This window comes from Candidatus Latescibacter sp. (assembly GCA_030692375.1).
Taxonomy (GTDB): domain Bacteria; phylum Latescibacterota; class Latescibacteria; order Latescibacterales; family Latescibacteraceae; genus JAUYCD01.
On sequence record JAUYCD010000105.1, the window covers coordinates 1 to 15,381 of the forward strand.

The 15,381-nt window shown below is 45.7% G+C and carries 12 protein-coding genes and 1 pseudogene; 9 read left to right on the forward strand and 4 right to left on the reverse strand.

Annotated elements, in window-relative coordinates:
* The 3 genes from Q8O92_06355 to Q8O92_06365 all read right to left on the reverse strand — a co-directional run.
* The coding region (locus Q8O92_06355; GenBank protein MDP2982930.1) for a carboxypeptidase-like regulatory domain-containing protein at positions 1-471 on the reverse strand (471 nt) is incomplete at its 3' end.
* A gap of 210 nt (positions 472-681) precedes the next feature.
* Positions 682-2,430, reverse strand: coding sequence for a glycoside hydrolase family 3 N-terminal domain-containing protein (locus Q8O92_06360; protein ID MDP2982931.1), 1,749 nt, complete (start codon positions 2,428-2,430; stop codon positions 682-684).
* Complete coding sequence (locus Q8O92_06365) at positions 2,427-4,172, reverse strand: sodium:solute symporter family protein (GenBank protein ID MDP2982932.1); 1,746 nt, start codon at positions 4,170-4,172, stop codon at positions 2,427-2,429. The genes Q8O92_06360 and Q8O92_06365 overlap by 4 nt, the downstream gene beginning before the upstream one ends.
* Before the next feature lie 340 nt (positions 4,173-4,512).
* Between Q8O92_06365 and Q8O92_06370 the strand changes: the two genes are divergently transcribed.
* The 9 genes and pseudogenes from Q8O92_06370 (at position 4,513) to Q8O92_06410 (ending at position 14,365) form a co-directional block, all read left to right on the forward strand.
* Complete coding sequence (locus Q8O92_06370; protein ID MDP2982933.1) at positions 4,513-5,061, forward strand: hypothetical protein; 549 nt, start codon at positions 4,513-4,515, stop codon at positions 5,059-5,061.
* A gap of 14 nt (positions 5,062-5,075) precedes the next feature.
* Positions 5,076-5,660 (forward strand): hypothetical protein, encoded by a 585-nt coding sequence (locus Q8O92_06375; GenBank protein MDP2982934.1) that lies wholly within the window; start codon positions 5,076-5,078, stop codon positions 5,658-5,660.
* Between the two features lie 2 nt (positions 5,661-5,662).
* Positions 5,663-5,968: a T9SS type A sorting domain-containing protein gene (locus tag Q8O92_06380; protein ID MDP2982935.1), complete on the forward strand. Its 306-nt coding sequence runs from the start codon at positions 5,663-5,665 to the stop codon at positions 5,966-5,968.
* A gap of 146 nt (positions 5,969-6,114) precedes the next feature.
* Positions 6,115-6,723, forward strand: a complete 609-nt coding sequence (locus Q8O92_06385) for a carbonic anhydrase (GenBank protein ID MDP2982936.1) — start codon at positions 6,115-6,117, stop codon at positions 6,721-6,723.
* A gap of 264 nt (positions 6,724-6,987) precedes the next feature.
* On the forward strand, positions 6,988-8,136 hold the full coding sequence (locus tag Q8O92_06390) for a citrate/2-methylcitrate synthase (protein MDP2982937.1): 1,149 nt from the start codon (positions 6,988-6,990) through the stop codon (positions 8,134-8,136).
* 48 nt (positions 8,137-8,184) lie between these two features.
* Positions 8,185-8,301, forward strand: a pseudogene (locus Q8O92_06395) (formate--tetrahydrofolate ligase).
* Between the two features lie 59 nt (positions 8,302-8,360).
* Complete coding sequence (locus Q8O92_06400; protein ID MDP2982938.1) at positions 8,361-9,623, forward strand: DNA repair exonuclease; 1,263 nt, start codon at positions 8,361-8,363, stop codon at positions 9,621-9,623.
* Complete coding sequence (locus Q8O92_06405) at positions 9,620-13,168, forward strand: AAA family ATPase (GenBank protein MDP2982939.1); 3,549 nt, start codon at positions 9,620-9,622, stop codon at positions 13,166-13,168. The genes Q8O92_06400 and Q8O92_06405 overlap by 4 nt, the downstream gene beginning before the upstream one ends.
* 63 nt (positions 13,169-13,231) lie before the next feature.
* A complete protein-coding gene (locus Q8O92_06410) occupies positions 13,232-14,365 on the forward strand; it encodes an alanine--glyoxylate aminotransferase family protein (GenBank protein ID MDP2982940.1) in 1,134 nt (377 codons plus the stop codon).
* Between the two features lie 69 nt (positions 14,366-14,434).
* On the opposite strand, the gene Q8O92_06415 is transcribed toward Q8O92_06410, so the two are convergent.
* Complete coding sequence (locus Q8O92_06415) at positions 14,435-15,238, reverse strand: ThuA domain-containing protein (protein ID MDP2982941.1); 804 nt, start codon at positions 15,236-15,238, stop codon at positions 14,435-14,437.
* Positions 15,239-15,381: the final 143 nt, after the last annotated feature.

Here is a 15,381-nt window from a genome sequence, read left to right on the forward strand (position 1 = left end):
AATGAAAGAACCAGTTGAAGATGTTACGGCGGTTGTGTCTTTTCCTGCGCCGGTGAAATGAATTGAAACACCTGGTAGACCTGAGGAGGATTCGATAACTCTACCGGAAACTGAATAAAAAGTTTTTACATCAACGAAAACAGGAACAACGACATTACTATCTGCTACTGTTACAGTCCTGTTCGCCGGATTCATGGAATAATTATTTTTGTAAGGGGTAATAGTATATGCGCCTTCGGGGATGTTTGAAAATGCATACAAGCCGGTTGAATCGGTTATAGCAATAATATTTTTTTCATTTCCGGTCAATCGAACCGAAACATCTGAAAGTCCTGCGCCGGTTTCAAGTACGTGACCGGAAACAGTATAGTTATTCCCCCCATTCAAAACGTTTGATTTTTTGCTACAAGCGCTGAAAAGAACAACGATCCCAGCAAAGAGAACCATAATATGCAAAGAGAATTTTTTCATAACACACTTCTACTGCTATTCTACAAACAAGTATGGGAAAAGATTTATTCAATACTTCTAATATACAACAATCCCGTGAGAAATTATGTGACTTTTCTCACATTCTCTCCGCTAAAAGTAACATTATTTTTTACTTTTTCCTCAAGATGGATCGGGTGTTCAGGTAAAGAGCAGTTACACCAATGTCACGGGGACTTCCCCTCTCCCGTTTTACGGGAGAGGGGAAATGGGGTGGGGGCTTGCCAGTTTCAATCCGAACCCGGCCGGATAACGATCCGAGATAGTTACCGGGAGCCTGCCTGCTGCGCCGGTCTTTCCGGACAGAACATCCAGAACGGCGCTCATCGAAAAATCGGAGATTGAATATGCAGCAAGGAAAGCTTTCAATTCCGGCAGCTCATTGATCAGAAAGGGACTAAAGAAGGATACGCCCACAGTGTTCCGGTTACGGAGGAGCGCCTGGTGAATGAGCTGGACATATTCCCTGGGGATGCGTGAAGCATCTATCCCCGGCGCCGGGTTGATGAAAAAGGTGCAGACCACGATAGCGGCTTCGCTTGACCGGCGCAGCACTTCGTGTGTAATCCGCTTATCCGGTTCCTGGAAGATGGTTACCTGTTTGGCTTCTGGGCAGGCGTTCGCTATTTTGTCGGAGAAGAATGTAGCATCGCTTACCGATTGGGCATCAATGAAATGCAGAAACAGGATGTACTGTTTATTGAAATTCAGAGGCAGTATAGCATCATCATTCCGAAGCAGGGTGATGGATGACTGGACGATATCACGTGCAGTACGGCGGTATTCATCGATTCCGATCCCGGTCAGTATGGGGGAAAGGTTCCGGTCCTGGATGGTAAGCTTCAGAGCATCCTTCATTTTCATGATTTTCAGGGCGGAAGAGTTTATGGCGCTCATCTCCATCTTGCCGAGCTGGGTCTGGGTAATCAGTTGATCGACGAGAGGTGCATTCTTCTCGACATCGTCGGGTAAAATCACCATGTCATTTCCTTCCGCATACGATTCCACCAAAGCGGCAGCCTGGGCGCTGACCGGTGTATTCGAATCATTGCCGACAATTTTTCTGACAACAGGGCCGGTGAAACCAAGCTGTTTTGCAAGGTAATTTTTAACCGGGAGACGAGAAAGACCACTCTCTTCACCTGAAAGGGAAAAGTCATTTCCCATGATCGATAACACTCCGGCGGAAATACCTGATTTAAAAGGGGTAAATTCTCCTGCGGAGTTTCCTTCCAATAGTCTTCCGGGACCGGGGAAATACTTGAGACAGGCTGCCGTTCCCGCTTCCTGGCAGCCTTGAATGAACCGGGTACAGAATTCGGAAACTGCATTCGGGTCGCTGCCGAAACAGTTGATGCTGAAAGCAACGGGATCCGATCTCTGAATGCTGTTGCCCGGGGGAGCGAAAATCCAGTTGATACCCTGCACTTTGGCTTCAAGGCCGGTTATTTTCCCCTCACGGTAAGCCATTTCAGGCGCGCCGGTTGCACCGAGCGCCATCGGTGAAGAAAAGTGGGTGGCGTCTTTGTCCCAAAACCAGGCCCCGCTTTCAAAATCAGCAGCGAAGAGAATCGGTATCTGGGAAAGGCTTTGGATATTTTTCACCACTTCGCGGAGCTTCCCGGCATTAAATTCCAAAACCAGTCTGGGTTTCCAGGATTTTATATCGGAAGCGAAGTATACAGCGCCCGGTCCGCATTTCCGAACCAGGTTCTGAACCTTCTCGCTGTATTCCGGGAGAAGGAAATATCCGATGGGATCGACAGCCAGGCAAAGGGTTTGCCCAAGTTTTTGAGTGTCATTCATGGCAGGGAATACGGTTCCCGCCAAGGTTGCAGCAGGTGCAGTTTCACTTTTCTCACGGTTGCATCCGTTGGAAATCAGAAGCAAAACCATTCCGAGTGAAAGAGTTTTAAGAAGTATGGAAAAAGAATTGCTCATGCCCGTTCCTTTTTGGAAAGATCGAAATAAATGAAGGTGAACATCAGACCGCCCAGTGCAATATAGATAAATCCATGTATCGCCGGTCCCAGTATCAGCCTCCCGATACCGAACAGGAAAAACCACACGCTGAAAGCGCCTAAAATCCAGTTTAGAAAATCGAGTCCGATATGCGGTTTTGGATGGATCAGCTCTTCTTTCGGGATACGGTCTGATATTTTTTTCCAGAGCCTGCCGCCTGGCTGCACACGGCGATAGAAAGCTTCAAGATGCTCAACGGGAACCGGCCTGGTAAGAAAAGTAACGGTGACCCAGGCGGCGGTGGAGATGAGCGTTGTCACCATCATGAGAACGGTGAACCCCTTGTTCGTATCGGTGTTGAATCCCATGAGCATGAGCGCCGCGGAGACTACGAGCGAGGTCGCCATGGCGGTAACTTCGCTCCATGCATTCACCCTCCACCAGAACCAGCGCAGGATGTAAACCAGTCCGGTTCCCGCTCCGATAGTCATGAGGAATTTGAACGCCCCTACGATTGTGGACATCATGGATGTCACGATTGCGGAGACAATGAGCAAGAGCACAGTAGTGATCCGTGCGACCATCACGTAGTGTTTTTCTCCTGCGTTTTTATTCAGGAATCTCATGTAAAAATCGTTGACGATATAAGAGCTGCCCACATTCAGGTGTGTAGAGATGGTTGACATGAACGCGGCGGCGAACGAGGCGATCAGAATTCCCCGGTAATAAGGCGGCAGGTGAGCGATCATTACCTGCACATAGCCGCCTTCCGCATCCTTGGCATTGGGGTATAGAATTATGGAAACCAGGGCTACCAGTATCCAGGGCCAGGGACGGAGAGCATAGTGGGCGATATTGAACCAGAGAGCAGCGAGGAGCGAATTTTTCTCATCCTTCGCCGCGAACATACGCTGGGCGATGAATCCGCCACCGCCGGGTTCCGCGCCGGGATACCAAGCTGCCCACCAGATAACACCGATATAGACGAATATGGTGGAAAGCGGCATCCAGGACCCGTCGAGCCGGGGAAAGAAATTCAGCACATCGGCGCCGAGCGGGGAAGCAGCGGATACCTGAGTCTTCAGAGCTTCTATGCCTCCTACCGCATGCACCGCCCAAAAAGCGAGGATTATCGAGCCGATCATGGCGATAATGAACTGGAAAAAATCGGTTATTACCACACCCCAGAGGCCGCTGAAAGAAGAATAAATCACGGTGATCACCAGACAGATGGCCACCGCAGTCCATTTATCGATCCCCATGGTCATGGACATGATCTTCGCCATGGCCAGGGTGACCCAGCCCATGGTGATGCAGGTGATGGGGAGCGCAAGGTAAAGAGCGCGGAATCCGCGGAGAAAAGCCGCCGGCTTGCCGGAATACCGGAGCTCGATGAATTCCACATCGGTAATAACCTCGGCGCGCCTCCAGAGCCTGGCATAGAAAAAAACGGTCAGGATGCCGGAAAGCGCCATGTTCCACCAGAGCCAGTTTCCCGCTATCCCGTCACGGGCCACCATGCCGGTTACCGCAAGCGGAGTATCCGCAGCGAAGGTTGTGGCCACCATGCTCGTGCCGACCAGCCACCAGGGAAGACTTCGCCCGGAAACAAAAAAGCTCTTCACCGAGGCGCCCGCCTTACGGGTGTAAACGATTCCTACCACGAGCGAGGCGACAAAGTAGAGAGCGATAAAAGACCAGTCAATCCAGTTCAGAATCATGGGTAATTCCCCCCTGAGGTTTTTTCATGAAAAGAATGTTTCAAATTACGGGTTTTTAACGATGTTTGTCAATACCAAGTTTATATCCGTTGCCTCATCCTAATTATTTTCCCTGCTTCACTGTCCTCTTTCACTCGTAACTGTCCGAATTCGTACACATACTGTCCGATAACGGACACAAAACGGACAGTTTAAAATGGTAAAGGTGGGGATAAAAACCATAAGCGCAAAATAAACAATAAGATAAGATTTCCGGCACACTTATTGCATCTAATATGAACAGCTCCGTTGCTTGTTCACTCGGAGCACTCACCCAACCATACCACCAAGAGGAGGCTGTATGCAGAAGTCAGGAATCATCATCGCCCTTTTATGCTTATGGAGCACTGCGGAAGCATTCTCAAGTGAGCTTCCCGTTCTCTGGCTCCAGGAAGGCTCTATAGGATGCAATCTCAATGTCTGTGCGTTGGGCAATTATTCCGGAAATATTCCATTGAATCATCCTGTTAATTGTATCAATCCGATAGGGACTCAAAATGATCGTTATGGAGGTACGCCACCGGGGCCGACGAATAGTCCCATTGGGGGCGTTAATCAAATCTACGATGATTGTCGGACCATGAATGACGGTGGTTTCATTTTCCATGCATATGCAGTTGACTCCAACGGGTATGTATGGGACGCCACGGCAAAATATGATACCGGGTCGGATCCGGATCATGTGACGGGATCAGATCCCGGATGCGGAGATGTTACTTCTCCTTCTTCTACATGGACACTTCCAACGAATGTTTTGGAATCAACTTATCAAACAAATCTGCTGGATTCATTTCCTGAGTGGTCCGCGACTTCTCCCACTCGCCAAATCCTTTATTTCAGCGTTGATTAATGGAGGAAACTGAAATGATAAAGAAATATATTCTGATTCTTCTTATGGGGATGATCTTCATGAGGGTTCCTGCTCTTTTCGCTGCTGATGATTTTGATTTTGAAAATTGGCCAGGTAAGAATGGATTAATCAGGGCTAACATTGAGTTTCCCGTCGGCCCTTTTCTCGGGTATGGAATAACTATTCATTCTGATTTAATTCCCTGGTATCTCTGGCTGAATCTGCAAGAAAATTCAACAATGTTTTATGGTGAAATAAAGATTGACATTTATCCCACCATCGAAGAAGCACAAAGGCAAATGCTGTGGCACTTTTACTATCTTCAAGTTCCCTATCGTCTGAAACGACTCCTTAATTCTCCCATAGGGGATGTGGTATTTGGTCTGGACAATAAAACAACTCGCAGCCTTTTCTTTACCCGTGCAAATGTGATGGTTCAAATCGAATCACTAATAACAAACACAAAAGCCTACGATGAGCTTCCGGAGAAGATCGATGCGATTATTCAGAATTCACCGATCTGGAAGCAGGGGGACCCGAGACCGCAACTCATAGTATCGGAAGAATTCAAAAAGGCTTTTCCGTCACCTCCACGGTGAATTTGGAAGACGCCGCCGCGGAGGCCCCTCAAGTCTTCACCCTGCGCCAGAACACGCCGAACCCGTTCAATCCGGCGACTGCGATAAGCTATACCCTCAGGAAATCTTCGCCGGTAAGCCTGAAGGTGTACGATCTCCTCGGGCGGGAGGTGGTCTCCCTGTCAGAAGGAGAAAAACCCGCCGGAGAGCACCGTGTTGTATGGAATGGCTCGGACAGCAAGGGAAAGCAGGTTTCTTCGGGAGTATACCTCTACCGGCTTATAGCCGGAGGAAGAGAGGAAACGCGGAAGATGCTTTTGGCAAGGTAAATAGCAGAGAGGTATCCTATGTGAATAAAGGCGGCTGGAAAATTGCCGCCTTTTTTTTATAAATGTTGCATTGAGATGACCTGCATTTTACTTTATCTTAACTACATAAAAAAAAGCTAATCCTTGATTATAAAGGAAAATTTACCATGACACTATCACCCGAAATTTCTCCCTACCTGGCCCTTCGGATTCTCAAAGAAGGCAACGCACGGTTCGTTTCCGACAGACTTGAACACCCGCATTCCGGAATCTTGCGCCGTAACGAGATGGCCGGAGGCCAGCATCCGTTTGCGGCTGTTGTTGCCTGTTCCGATTCACGGGTTCCCCCGGAGATCATTTTCGACCGTGGAATCGGGGATTTGTTCGTGGTTCGGGTCGCAGGCAATATCCTGGAGCCGGCAGGACTGGGCAGCCTGGTGTTTGCAGTGAGACATCTGGACTGTCCGCTCATCGTGGTCATGGGGCATGAGTCGTGCGGCGCGGTGAAAGCCTCTCTTGCTCCGGACACCGATTTGATCCGTGAACCGGTAGCGGTAATCCGGATTGCCGAGATGATCCGTGAAAATATTCCGGATACCATATCCCGGCGCTCGAAGATTGTGGATATCACTGCTGCCGCTGTAAAAGAAAATGCGGGAACTGTTGCGAAACAAATTGAAAGCGAGCCTTTCCTGGAACAGAAGGTAGCCGAAGGTGCAGTCGCAGTAAAAATGGCTTATTATTCGTTCGCGACCGGAGTGGTATCCTGGCTGTAGGATGATGCGGCAAAAAAATCCGGTTATTTTTTTTATACATGACGACATATTTTATTTCGTTTCTTTTCAAAATAGATGCCGAAACGGTTTCACCGTTCCCGAGAAACGGCAACGATTTCACCGTTCCCGAGAAACGGCAACGGTTTCATCGTTCCCGCGAAGCGGCAACAAGTTCGGCATGACATATATATCCTTGCGTCATATGAGGAAAAAAAGTATATTTGATTTTTAAAAATCAGACGAACACAAGGGGATGATTCTAAAATGAATGAAATGAAAACTAAAGCTCAGGAATCGGAAGTAGTTCGGGGATTGCAGGATGTAGTCGCCGCTGAAACGGATATTTCCTATGTGGACGGAGCAAACGGTGATCTCTATTATAAGGGATATAATATTCACGACATTGCAGACACTGCCTCGTATATGGAGGTTGCATACCTTCTCCTGAATAGTGATATGCCCACTGTGAGCCAGATGGATCAATTCCGTCTCCAGACCGTTTCCGAGATGCGTCTTCCAACTCAGCTCATCCAAATGATGGAGATCATGCCTCCTTCCGGTCATCCTATGGATGTGCTGCGGACCACAGTATCGGCGCTTTCCTGTTTCGATCCTGATGCGGTAGATAACTCTGAAGGGGCGAACCGCCGTAAGGCAATACGTCTTATAGCGCAGATTCCCACCATTGTTGCGCACCTGTATCGTATTCGTCACAATAAAAACCTTCTTTCGCCGGACCCTCATATCAGCATGGCGGCCAACATTCTGTATATGCTGCACGGGCGAATTCCCTGCGATGCGCATATTCGGGCGATGGATCAGCTCCTGCTTTTGCATGCCGACCACGGTCTTAATGCATCGACATTTGCTGCGCGGGTCACCGCCTCCACACATGCCGACATGCACGCAGCCATAACCTCGGCCATCGGGACTCTCAACGGCCCCCTGCACGGCGGCGCCAATGAGCGGGTTATGAAAATGCTGAAGGAGATTAACAATGTAGATGAAGTTGAAGAATACATCCACTCCATGCTTGCCCAGGGCCAGCGGGTTATGGGTTTTGGTCACCGGGTTTACAAAAAAGAGGATCCCCGCGCCAAGCATTTACGGAAATCCTCTGAAGAACTGTGCAATTTATCCGGCGATAAAAAGTTCTTCACTATCGCTCACCGTATAGAAAACATTGTGCTGGAGAAAAAGGGAATATATCCGAATGTGGACTTCTATTCGGCCACAGTCCAGCATGCGCTCGGTATCCCGGAAGAATTTTATACCACCATTTTTGCCTCTTCCAGAATATCCGGCTGGGTGGCGCATGTTCTGGAACAGTATCACGACAACCGGCTGATTCGCCCTACATCCAAATATATCGGAACTTTTAACCGTAAATTTATGCCAATTTGCGAACGCTGAAATAGAAGATGAGGCCAACTTTCGGAATTAAAGGCGGCGCTGCGGGAGGCGGGATTCATATACCCGCTGGTTGGTGAAATGCACACGATGCCGGGTTTACCCACAGTACCGGCCGGGGCTGGAATCGATATTGATGAAGAAGGCAGAATTACCGGATTGTTCTAAAAAGTCATGCGTTTTCGTCTATATGATAGGGAAACCTTTATAAAGATGGGGATTGTTAAATGATTAAGTTTATTCACGCAGCTGATATTCATTTAGACAGTCCTTTATGCGGGTTGAGTCGATACGATGGAGCGCCGGAAGAGGAAATTCGCCAATCCACACGCAAGGCATTGGAAAACCTGGTGGCAAATGCGATAGAAGACAAAGTGAATTTTGTCCTTATTTCTGGCGATCTTTATGATGGAAACTGGAAAGATCATAATACAGGACTTTATTTTACTAAACAGATGTCTGAACTTCGAAAAGCCGATATTAAAGTTTTTATTATTGCAGGAAATCACGACGCGCAAAGTGTTATGACAAAATGCCTAAAATTACCAGATAACGTTTATCAATTCTCCACAAAACATCCAGAAACTCAACATCTTGATAATATAGGTGTGGTAATTCATGGACAGGGTTTTCCAACACAAGCAGTCACCCGCGATCTCTCAATGTCATATCCACCAGTTGTATCAAATGCATTAAATATTGGTATGTTGCATACAAGTATAAATGGACGTGAGGGACATGATAATTATGCACCCTGCACAGTTGAAGGTTTAGTACAAAGGGGATATGATTATTGGGCATTGGGGCATGTTCATAACAGGGAGCAGATTGAAGCTGAACAACAAATATGGTTCCCGGGAAATATTCAAGGACGCCACATACAAGAAACTGGTTCAAAGGGTTGTTTACTAGTAACAGTAGACGATTCCAGAGAGGTGAGTGTGGAGTTTCGTGAGTTGGATGTCTTGCGATGGGATAAACTTTATGTTGATGTTTCAAAAGCGCAGAATCCTGATGATTGTCTTGATTTCTTTCGTAATCAGTTGTCGAATAGACTTAAGAAAAGTAATGGACACATATATGCCCTGCGAGTAATTGTTACCGGCGAGAGTGTGGCCCATGAATCAATCTCGTCCCGCCCCACAAGTTTCCTTAATGATATAAGGTCGATAGCTATCGATCATGGTGATGGTAATGTCTGGATTGAAAAACTGGTTATAAGTACCCGCCCTGATATGATGTACGACAAGGTACAATTAGAAGGACCACTTGGGGAATTATCGCAGATTTTTGATTCATTTCACACTGACGAATCAGCACTTAAAGAACTAATTAATGAACTTGATCCTCTAATAAAAAAGCTGCCTCATGAACTCTGTGAAGGTATGAAATCTCTTGATATGGAAAAGCCTGAAAAAATGAAGGTAATCCTGAGACAGGTTCAGCCTATGCTTTTAACAAAGTTACGAGATCCGGAGGCCACATTATGAGGATTCAGAAACTATACCTGGATGCTTTTGGGCCTTTTACAAATTATCCCCTAGATTTATCGAATGGCAAAGAAGGTCTCCACATCATCTACGGCCCAAATGAAGCCGGTAAAAGTTCTGCTCTTCGTGCTATTTCACAGCTTCTTTTCGGCATTCCTCCTCGTTCAACCGACGACTTCGTTCACCCCCATAATTCTATGTGTATTGGAGGAACAATAAGCGATGGAGTACGGACTCTGAATATTAATCGAAGAAAAGGAAATAAAGGCACACTCAGAAATAGGGATACCGATGAAGTTTTAGAAGAATCTGCACTTGATCTTTTCCTTGGTGGAATAAATAAGGAAACATTTGAAATTGTTTTTGGCCTGAGCCATAATAATCTGGTTCAAGGCGGTCGGGATATAGTAGAGGGTAAGGGCAATGTGGGTGAAGCGCTTTTTGCTGCATCGGCAGGACTTGGGAATCCAAGAATAGTTCTGGAGAGCTTAAAAAAAGAAGCTGAAGAACTGTTCAAACCATCAGGTTCAAAACCAAAGATCAATGCTTCGATAAGCAAACTCAGCGAAGTTCGCAAAAACCTTAAAACAAAACAACTGCGCCCTAGTGATTGGAGTGATAAGGATAAGGAACTCCATCTTGCAATTGAGTCAAGAGATAATATTGAGAGAATTATTCGTGAGACAAGGGCTGAAAAAAACCGGTTTAAACGAATGTTGGATGCTTCCCCGTATGTCGCAAAATATTCTGAACTTATGGAGCAGTTGAGGCCGGTTGCCAATGCTCACTTGTTGCCCGAAGATTTTGACGATAAATTCAGAGATTTGCTTAATAAAGAAGAAAAAGTTTTGGGAATGAAGCAAGTTGCAGATGAAGATTTGAAATCATACGAAGAAGCCTTGGATAAACTTTCAATCAATGAAACAGTTTTAATCCAGGAAAATGAAATAGAACATTTATACAAACTTTATGCAACTAATACAAAAGCTTTGCGTGACAGCCATGAAATCCTTGAACCGCAACTTCATCTTCTTGAAAAACAGGCGATTGAAACCCTCGAACTATTTCGTCTCGGCGTAAAAGTGGATGCAATACCTTCTTTGCGGATTAAACCATCATTGCGTAGCCGTATTATCGATTTGGGACAAAAGAATGTATCTGTTAAGAATCGTTTTGATGACGCGGTGGATTCTCTCGAAAAGTTGAAAATTAGAAGAAGTAGTGTTATGGCTTCATTAGAAAATATAGAACTACTTGCAGATCCGGATGAACTGGAAAAAACAATTAAGCGTATTCGCAAATCAGGTGATATAGAAGAACGTATTCGTGAAAAACAAAAAAATGCCCTTGTTGCTAAAGATGATATTTTAGTGGGAATTACTCGACTCGGGTTGTGGAATGGTGCTATGGAAGAACTGGAATTATTGGCTATACCATCTTCCGAGACTATTGAACGATTCAGAGGAGAATATGCGCGATTAGACAATGATCTTAAAAAATCAAACGACCGAAAAAATGAAACCGAAGATGAGTACAATAAAGTTGTAGGCCAAATATCCGATCTCAAGCAGGAACATAACATACCTAATGAAATATTACTTCGCGAGTATCGAAATAGTCGAAACTCCTGCTGGCGACTTGTACGTCAGGAATGGGAAAATGTAACTCCTCCAGGAAGATTACAAACACAAAATGTAAGTCAGGTTCTTACGAAACTTGGTGTGCCGGAAAAAACGATGGAAAATCTTGCTGATACTTATGAGTTTATCACTTTGGAGACGGACGGTGTTTCCGATAGATTAAGGACCGAGGCCGATCGAGTGGCAAAACTCGCACAGTTGGAGGCAAGGAAAGTCAGCCTCAAGAAAAAAAATGAGGATTTAGTCATTGAACATAACAATATAGAAGCTGAATATAAAAAATGTGAAATGGCTTGGAGTGAGTTATGGAGTCCTCTCGGAATTGAAACACGGTCTCCTAAAGAAATGGCACAATGGGCGCGTAACCAAAAAGAGTTGGCTGACAGCATTGGGGAATTTCGATCATTAATGGCGGAAATCAATAAGTTTGAATCGTTAATGAAAAATAACCTCAATGAACTGAGAATTGATTTAGAATCTTTGGATAAAACTGTAAACCGTAATGATGAATCTCTGGCTGTATTATTAGACCGAGCGGAAAGTAAAGTTTCTTTATATAAGAAAAAAATTGAAGAGCGTACCCAGCTTGAAAAAACTCTAAAATCTTTAGACACAAAAGAAATACCTGAAGCTGAACTATCGGTAGCTGAATCTAAAGAAAAACTTGCAGCCTGGGTAAATGAATGGGCGGAAGCGATGAATGCTTTAGGAGAAAACAACAATATTTCTCCAAGCGAAGCCAATGCCATTGTACAACAGATTGATAATTTAACTGTATTATACGATAGAATTGATGGATTTAAAACTCGTATCGATCAGATTAATGAAGAGGACCGTCATTTCAGGGACGAAGTAAGGAAGTTGGTTAAAGTGGTTGAGATTGACACCGCTGGTTTGTCAGAAGAACATGCTATTCAAAAACTATACAACGAATTGAAGAATAATCGCTCAAGCAAATCAGAATTTGATACTCTTAGAAATCAATCAGCCCAGGCAAAAAAACGGATAGGTGATTCAAAAGATAAATTGACTCAAATACGTGAAGGGATAGCTGCTTTATGTCGTGAAGCTCAGGTAAAAGATCGTGATGAATTGGATCCTGCATGGAAACGGTCTGTCGAGCGGCTGAAATATGAACAAGAAATTGATTCTATAAAGGAAAATTTAATCGGTCTTTCACTTGGTCTAAGTCTTGGTGAATTTATTGAGATAGTAAAAAACGAGAATATTGATGCGATAGAGCCTGCACTTTTGCAACTTGATGAAAAGATTAGAAATCATGAGAACGAGTTAAAAGTTGTATCCGAGAAAATTGGAAGTATCAGTAAAGAGTTGGAACAGATGGATGGCAGCGCTGTTGCCGCTCAGCTTGAGGAAGACGCCCAATCGCTACTGGCCGAAATTTCGACGAATACCGAACAATATGCCCGCCTAAAAATATCAGAAATAATTTTAGCTCGTGCAATTGAACAATATAGGATGAAAAATCAAGGGCCATTGCTCAACCGTGCGGGAGAGATTTTTTCTGGGTTGACACTCGGATCGTTTGATAGATTGAGGACTGATTTTGGTAGTAATGATGAAGATATTCTTGTAGGTATTCGGTCCGGAGAGAAGGGCTCTGTTGAAGTGCCGGGGATGAGCGATGGTACGGCGGATCAACTTTATCTCGCTCTCCGCCTGGCAAGTCTGGAAAGATATTTTGATAACCATCCGCCAATTCCGTTCATTTTGGATGATATCCTTGTAAATTTTGATAATGAGCGTGCAACTGCTACGCTTAAAATGCTTGCTGATCTATCTCAGCATACACAGATTATCTTTTTCACCCACCATCGGCATATAGTTGATATCGCAAAAGAGAACATCAATGAAAACATTTTCTACACGTATGATCTATGTTGAAAGATATACATTATAAAAAAATAAAAATAAAAAATTTTATATATTTTTTATGGAGAAATTATTATGTCTGTTGAAATGCTCAAACCGGTTTTGATGATACCGGGACCAATGGATGTACCTGACGAGGTTTTGCGGAGGTTAAGTCACCAGGTTTTTCCGCATTACGATGCAGCCACCCGTTTTCCCCAGTTCTATAATGAGCTTGCCGAAAAAATGAAACCGGTGTTCGGGCTTGATGCGGGGAGTGTGTTCATTCCCAGCGGCAGCGGAACCCTGGCGGTCAACATGGCGCTGGCCAGCCTTTTAACCCCAGCGGATGAAGTGCTTGTCCTTTCCAATGGAACATTGGGGGAATATGCGGAAAAGAATCTGAACTGCCTCGGAATTCCGTCCACCTTTGTCAAGGATACCTGGGGAAAAGCCTTTGATCCGGAAAAAGTACGCGATGCCATGAAAAAGAAACGGCATCCTTTCATCTATATGACCCACAATGAAAGCTCCACCGCGGTGGTGAATCCCATACCTCCCATCGGAAAAATCGCCCGGGAATTCGATGCACTTCTCATCGTGGATTCCATTTCAGGCGTCGGCGGTGTGTTGGTTGACATGGGGGATAACGGCGCTGATGTCGTTGCGGGGGCCAGCCAGAAGTGCCTGGAGCTTCCTCCCGGTCTCGCGCCGGTTGCGGTGGGGGAGAGGGCCTGGCGTTACATGGATTCCATGAAAAATCGCCGGGTTCCGTTCTACCTTGATTTTCAGAGCTGGAAAAACGCTGCAATCTCCATGCATGATCACCATCCCCAGCCGGTAACCGGCAACACATCGTTTCTGTATGCGCTGGACTGGACGGTGGATCAGATTCTCAAAGAGGGAGTGTTTAACCGTCAGGAACGGTTCCGTTCCGCCGGAAACAGGCTTCGCTCCGGTCTGGCCGGGCTGGGGTTTCGGATGAGCGCCGATCCGCGAGACGCTTCGCCGGTGGTTACCGATTTTTATCCTCCGGCAGGAATATTCGGGGAAGAGTTCCGCGCATACTGCATGGAAAAGCATAATATCATGATCGGCCAGGGATTCGCTTACAGGGATAAAGAGGGAAGGAGCCTGACTTTCCGCATCGCTCATTTCGGCCTTGCGGCGAGTCCCGAACGAATCGAGCGTATGATCGAGATCGCCGGAGAGTTTGTAGAAAGCAGGTGATAATGAAGGTGGATACCCGCGTCTTCTTGCGTGGGTACACTATTCCATAATTTACGAATTGTTGGAGGTTTACCAGATAAAGTTCTCATAACTCCCGTAAAAAGGCTTTATCGGGAGATTCAGCGCCCAGTGTGCTGCGCGCCACAACATCTCGGAATATGGCGGCTCGCTCCATGTCCACGAGTAATGACCCGGTGTCATTCCTACAATCCTGCCTTTGCCCCGCTGGGCGCACCACCCCTGTATTGTTCGATGATCATCGTGCACACCATGACTTCTGAACAGCAGTGTCACATCCGGGTCACGGGGGTCAGCCATATATACACCGAATTGCTCATCGAGTTGTATGACGAACGGTTCAATACCCTGGGTTATGGGGTGATCCTGATTCAGGTTATGGATTATAACCGGCTGGATTTCTCTGTGAAGCATCGAATAAGCGCCCATCAATGAATTGAGTTTATCACCTGCGAACCAGCAGGTATTGTGAATGGCGAGCCAGCCCATACCGCGATTTGTTATGCCGTCAATGATCGCCGCCACATTTTTGTCGGTATATATGAAACCGGAATAATAGGTGATGAGCAGATCGGTATCATTGATCATGTCAGGTGTTATTGGCCTGTAGTTCCCTGCCCACCAAAAACGGGCGTTTTTTACACGAGTCATTATCGGTCTGAGACCCGTTTCGAGTGTAGGATCGTTTTCGCATAGTGCTGTAATTGATATTTCGCCTGGCTTTTTCGGTTCCCATGTCGACAGCCTTGGTGATTGCTGGGAATGCAGATTCGAAGAGGATAATGCGGCGACGGTTGCCGCAAGGCCGGTTTGCAGCACATTCCGTCTTGAATGTTTTTGAAGAATGGAATTCATGTATTTCTCCTGTATGAATTCATGGTTCTGTCAAAAGTATTATGAAATTTAACACTTAAAGATCAGATATTATTAAGGTTAGCAAAATTATGATGTTCTCCCCCTTGTCTAACTACCAAAATATTTTCTCAAAAGGGGCTTTA

Coding starts and splice junctions, on each gene's coding strand:
- Q8O92_06360 (MDP2982931.1), bottom strand. CDS start 2,430: ATGAGCAATTCTTTTTCCATACTTCTTAAAACTCTTTCACTCGGAATG.
- Q8O92_06365 (MDP2982932.1), bottom strand. CDS start 4,172: ATGATTCTGAACTGGATTGACTGGTCTTTTATCGCTCTCTACTTTGTC.
- Q8O92_06370 (MDP2982933.1), top strand. CDS start 4,513: ATGCAGAAGTCAGGAATCATCATCGCCCTTTTATGCTTATGGAGCACT.
- Q8O92_06375 (MDP2982934.1), top strand. CDS start 5,076: ATGATAAAGAAATATATTCTGATTCTTCTTATGGGGATGATCTTCATG.
- Q8O92_06385 (MDP2982936.1), top strand. CDS start 6,115: ATGACACTATCACCCGAAATTTCTCCCTACCTGGCCCTTCGGATTCTC.
- Q8O92_06390 (MDP2982937.1), top strand. CDS start 6,988: ATGAATGAAATGAAAACTAAAGCTCAGGAATCGGAAGTAGTTCGGGGA.
- Q8O92_06400 (MDP2982938.1), top strand. CDS start 8,361: ATGATTAAGTTTATTCACGCAGCTGATATTCATTTAGACAGTCCTTTA.
- Q8O92_06405 (MDP2982939.1), top strand. CDS start 9,620: ATGAGGATTCAGAAACTATACCTGGATGCTTTTGGGCCTTTTACAAAT.
- Q8O92_06410 (MDP2982940.1), top strand. CDS start 13,232: ATGTCTGTTGAAATGCTCAAACCGGTTTTGATGATACCGGGACCAATG.
- Q8O92_06415 (MDP2982941.1), bottom strand. CDS start 15,238: ATGAATTCCATTCTTCAAAAACATTCAAGACGGAATGTGCTGCAAACC.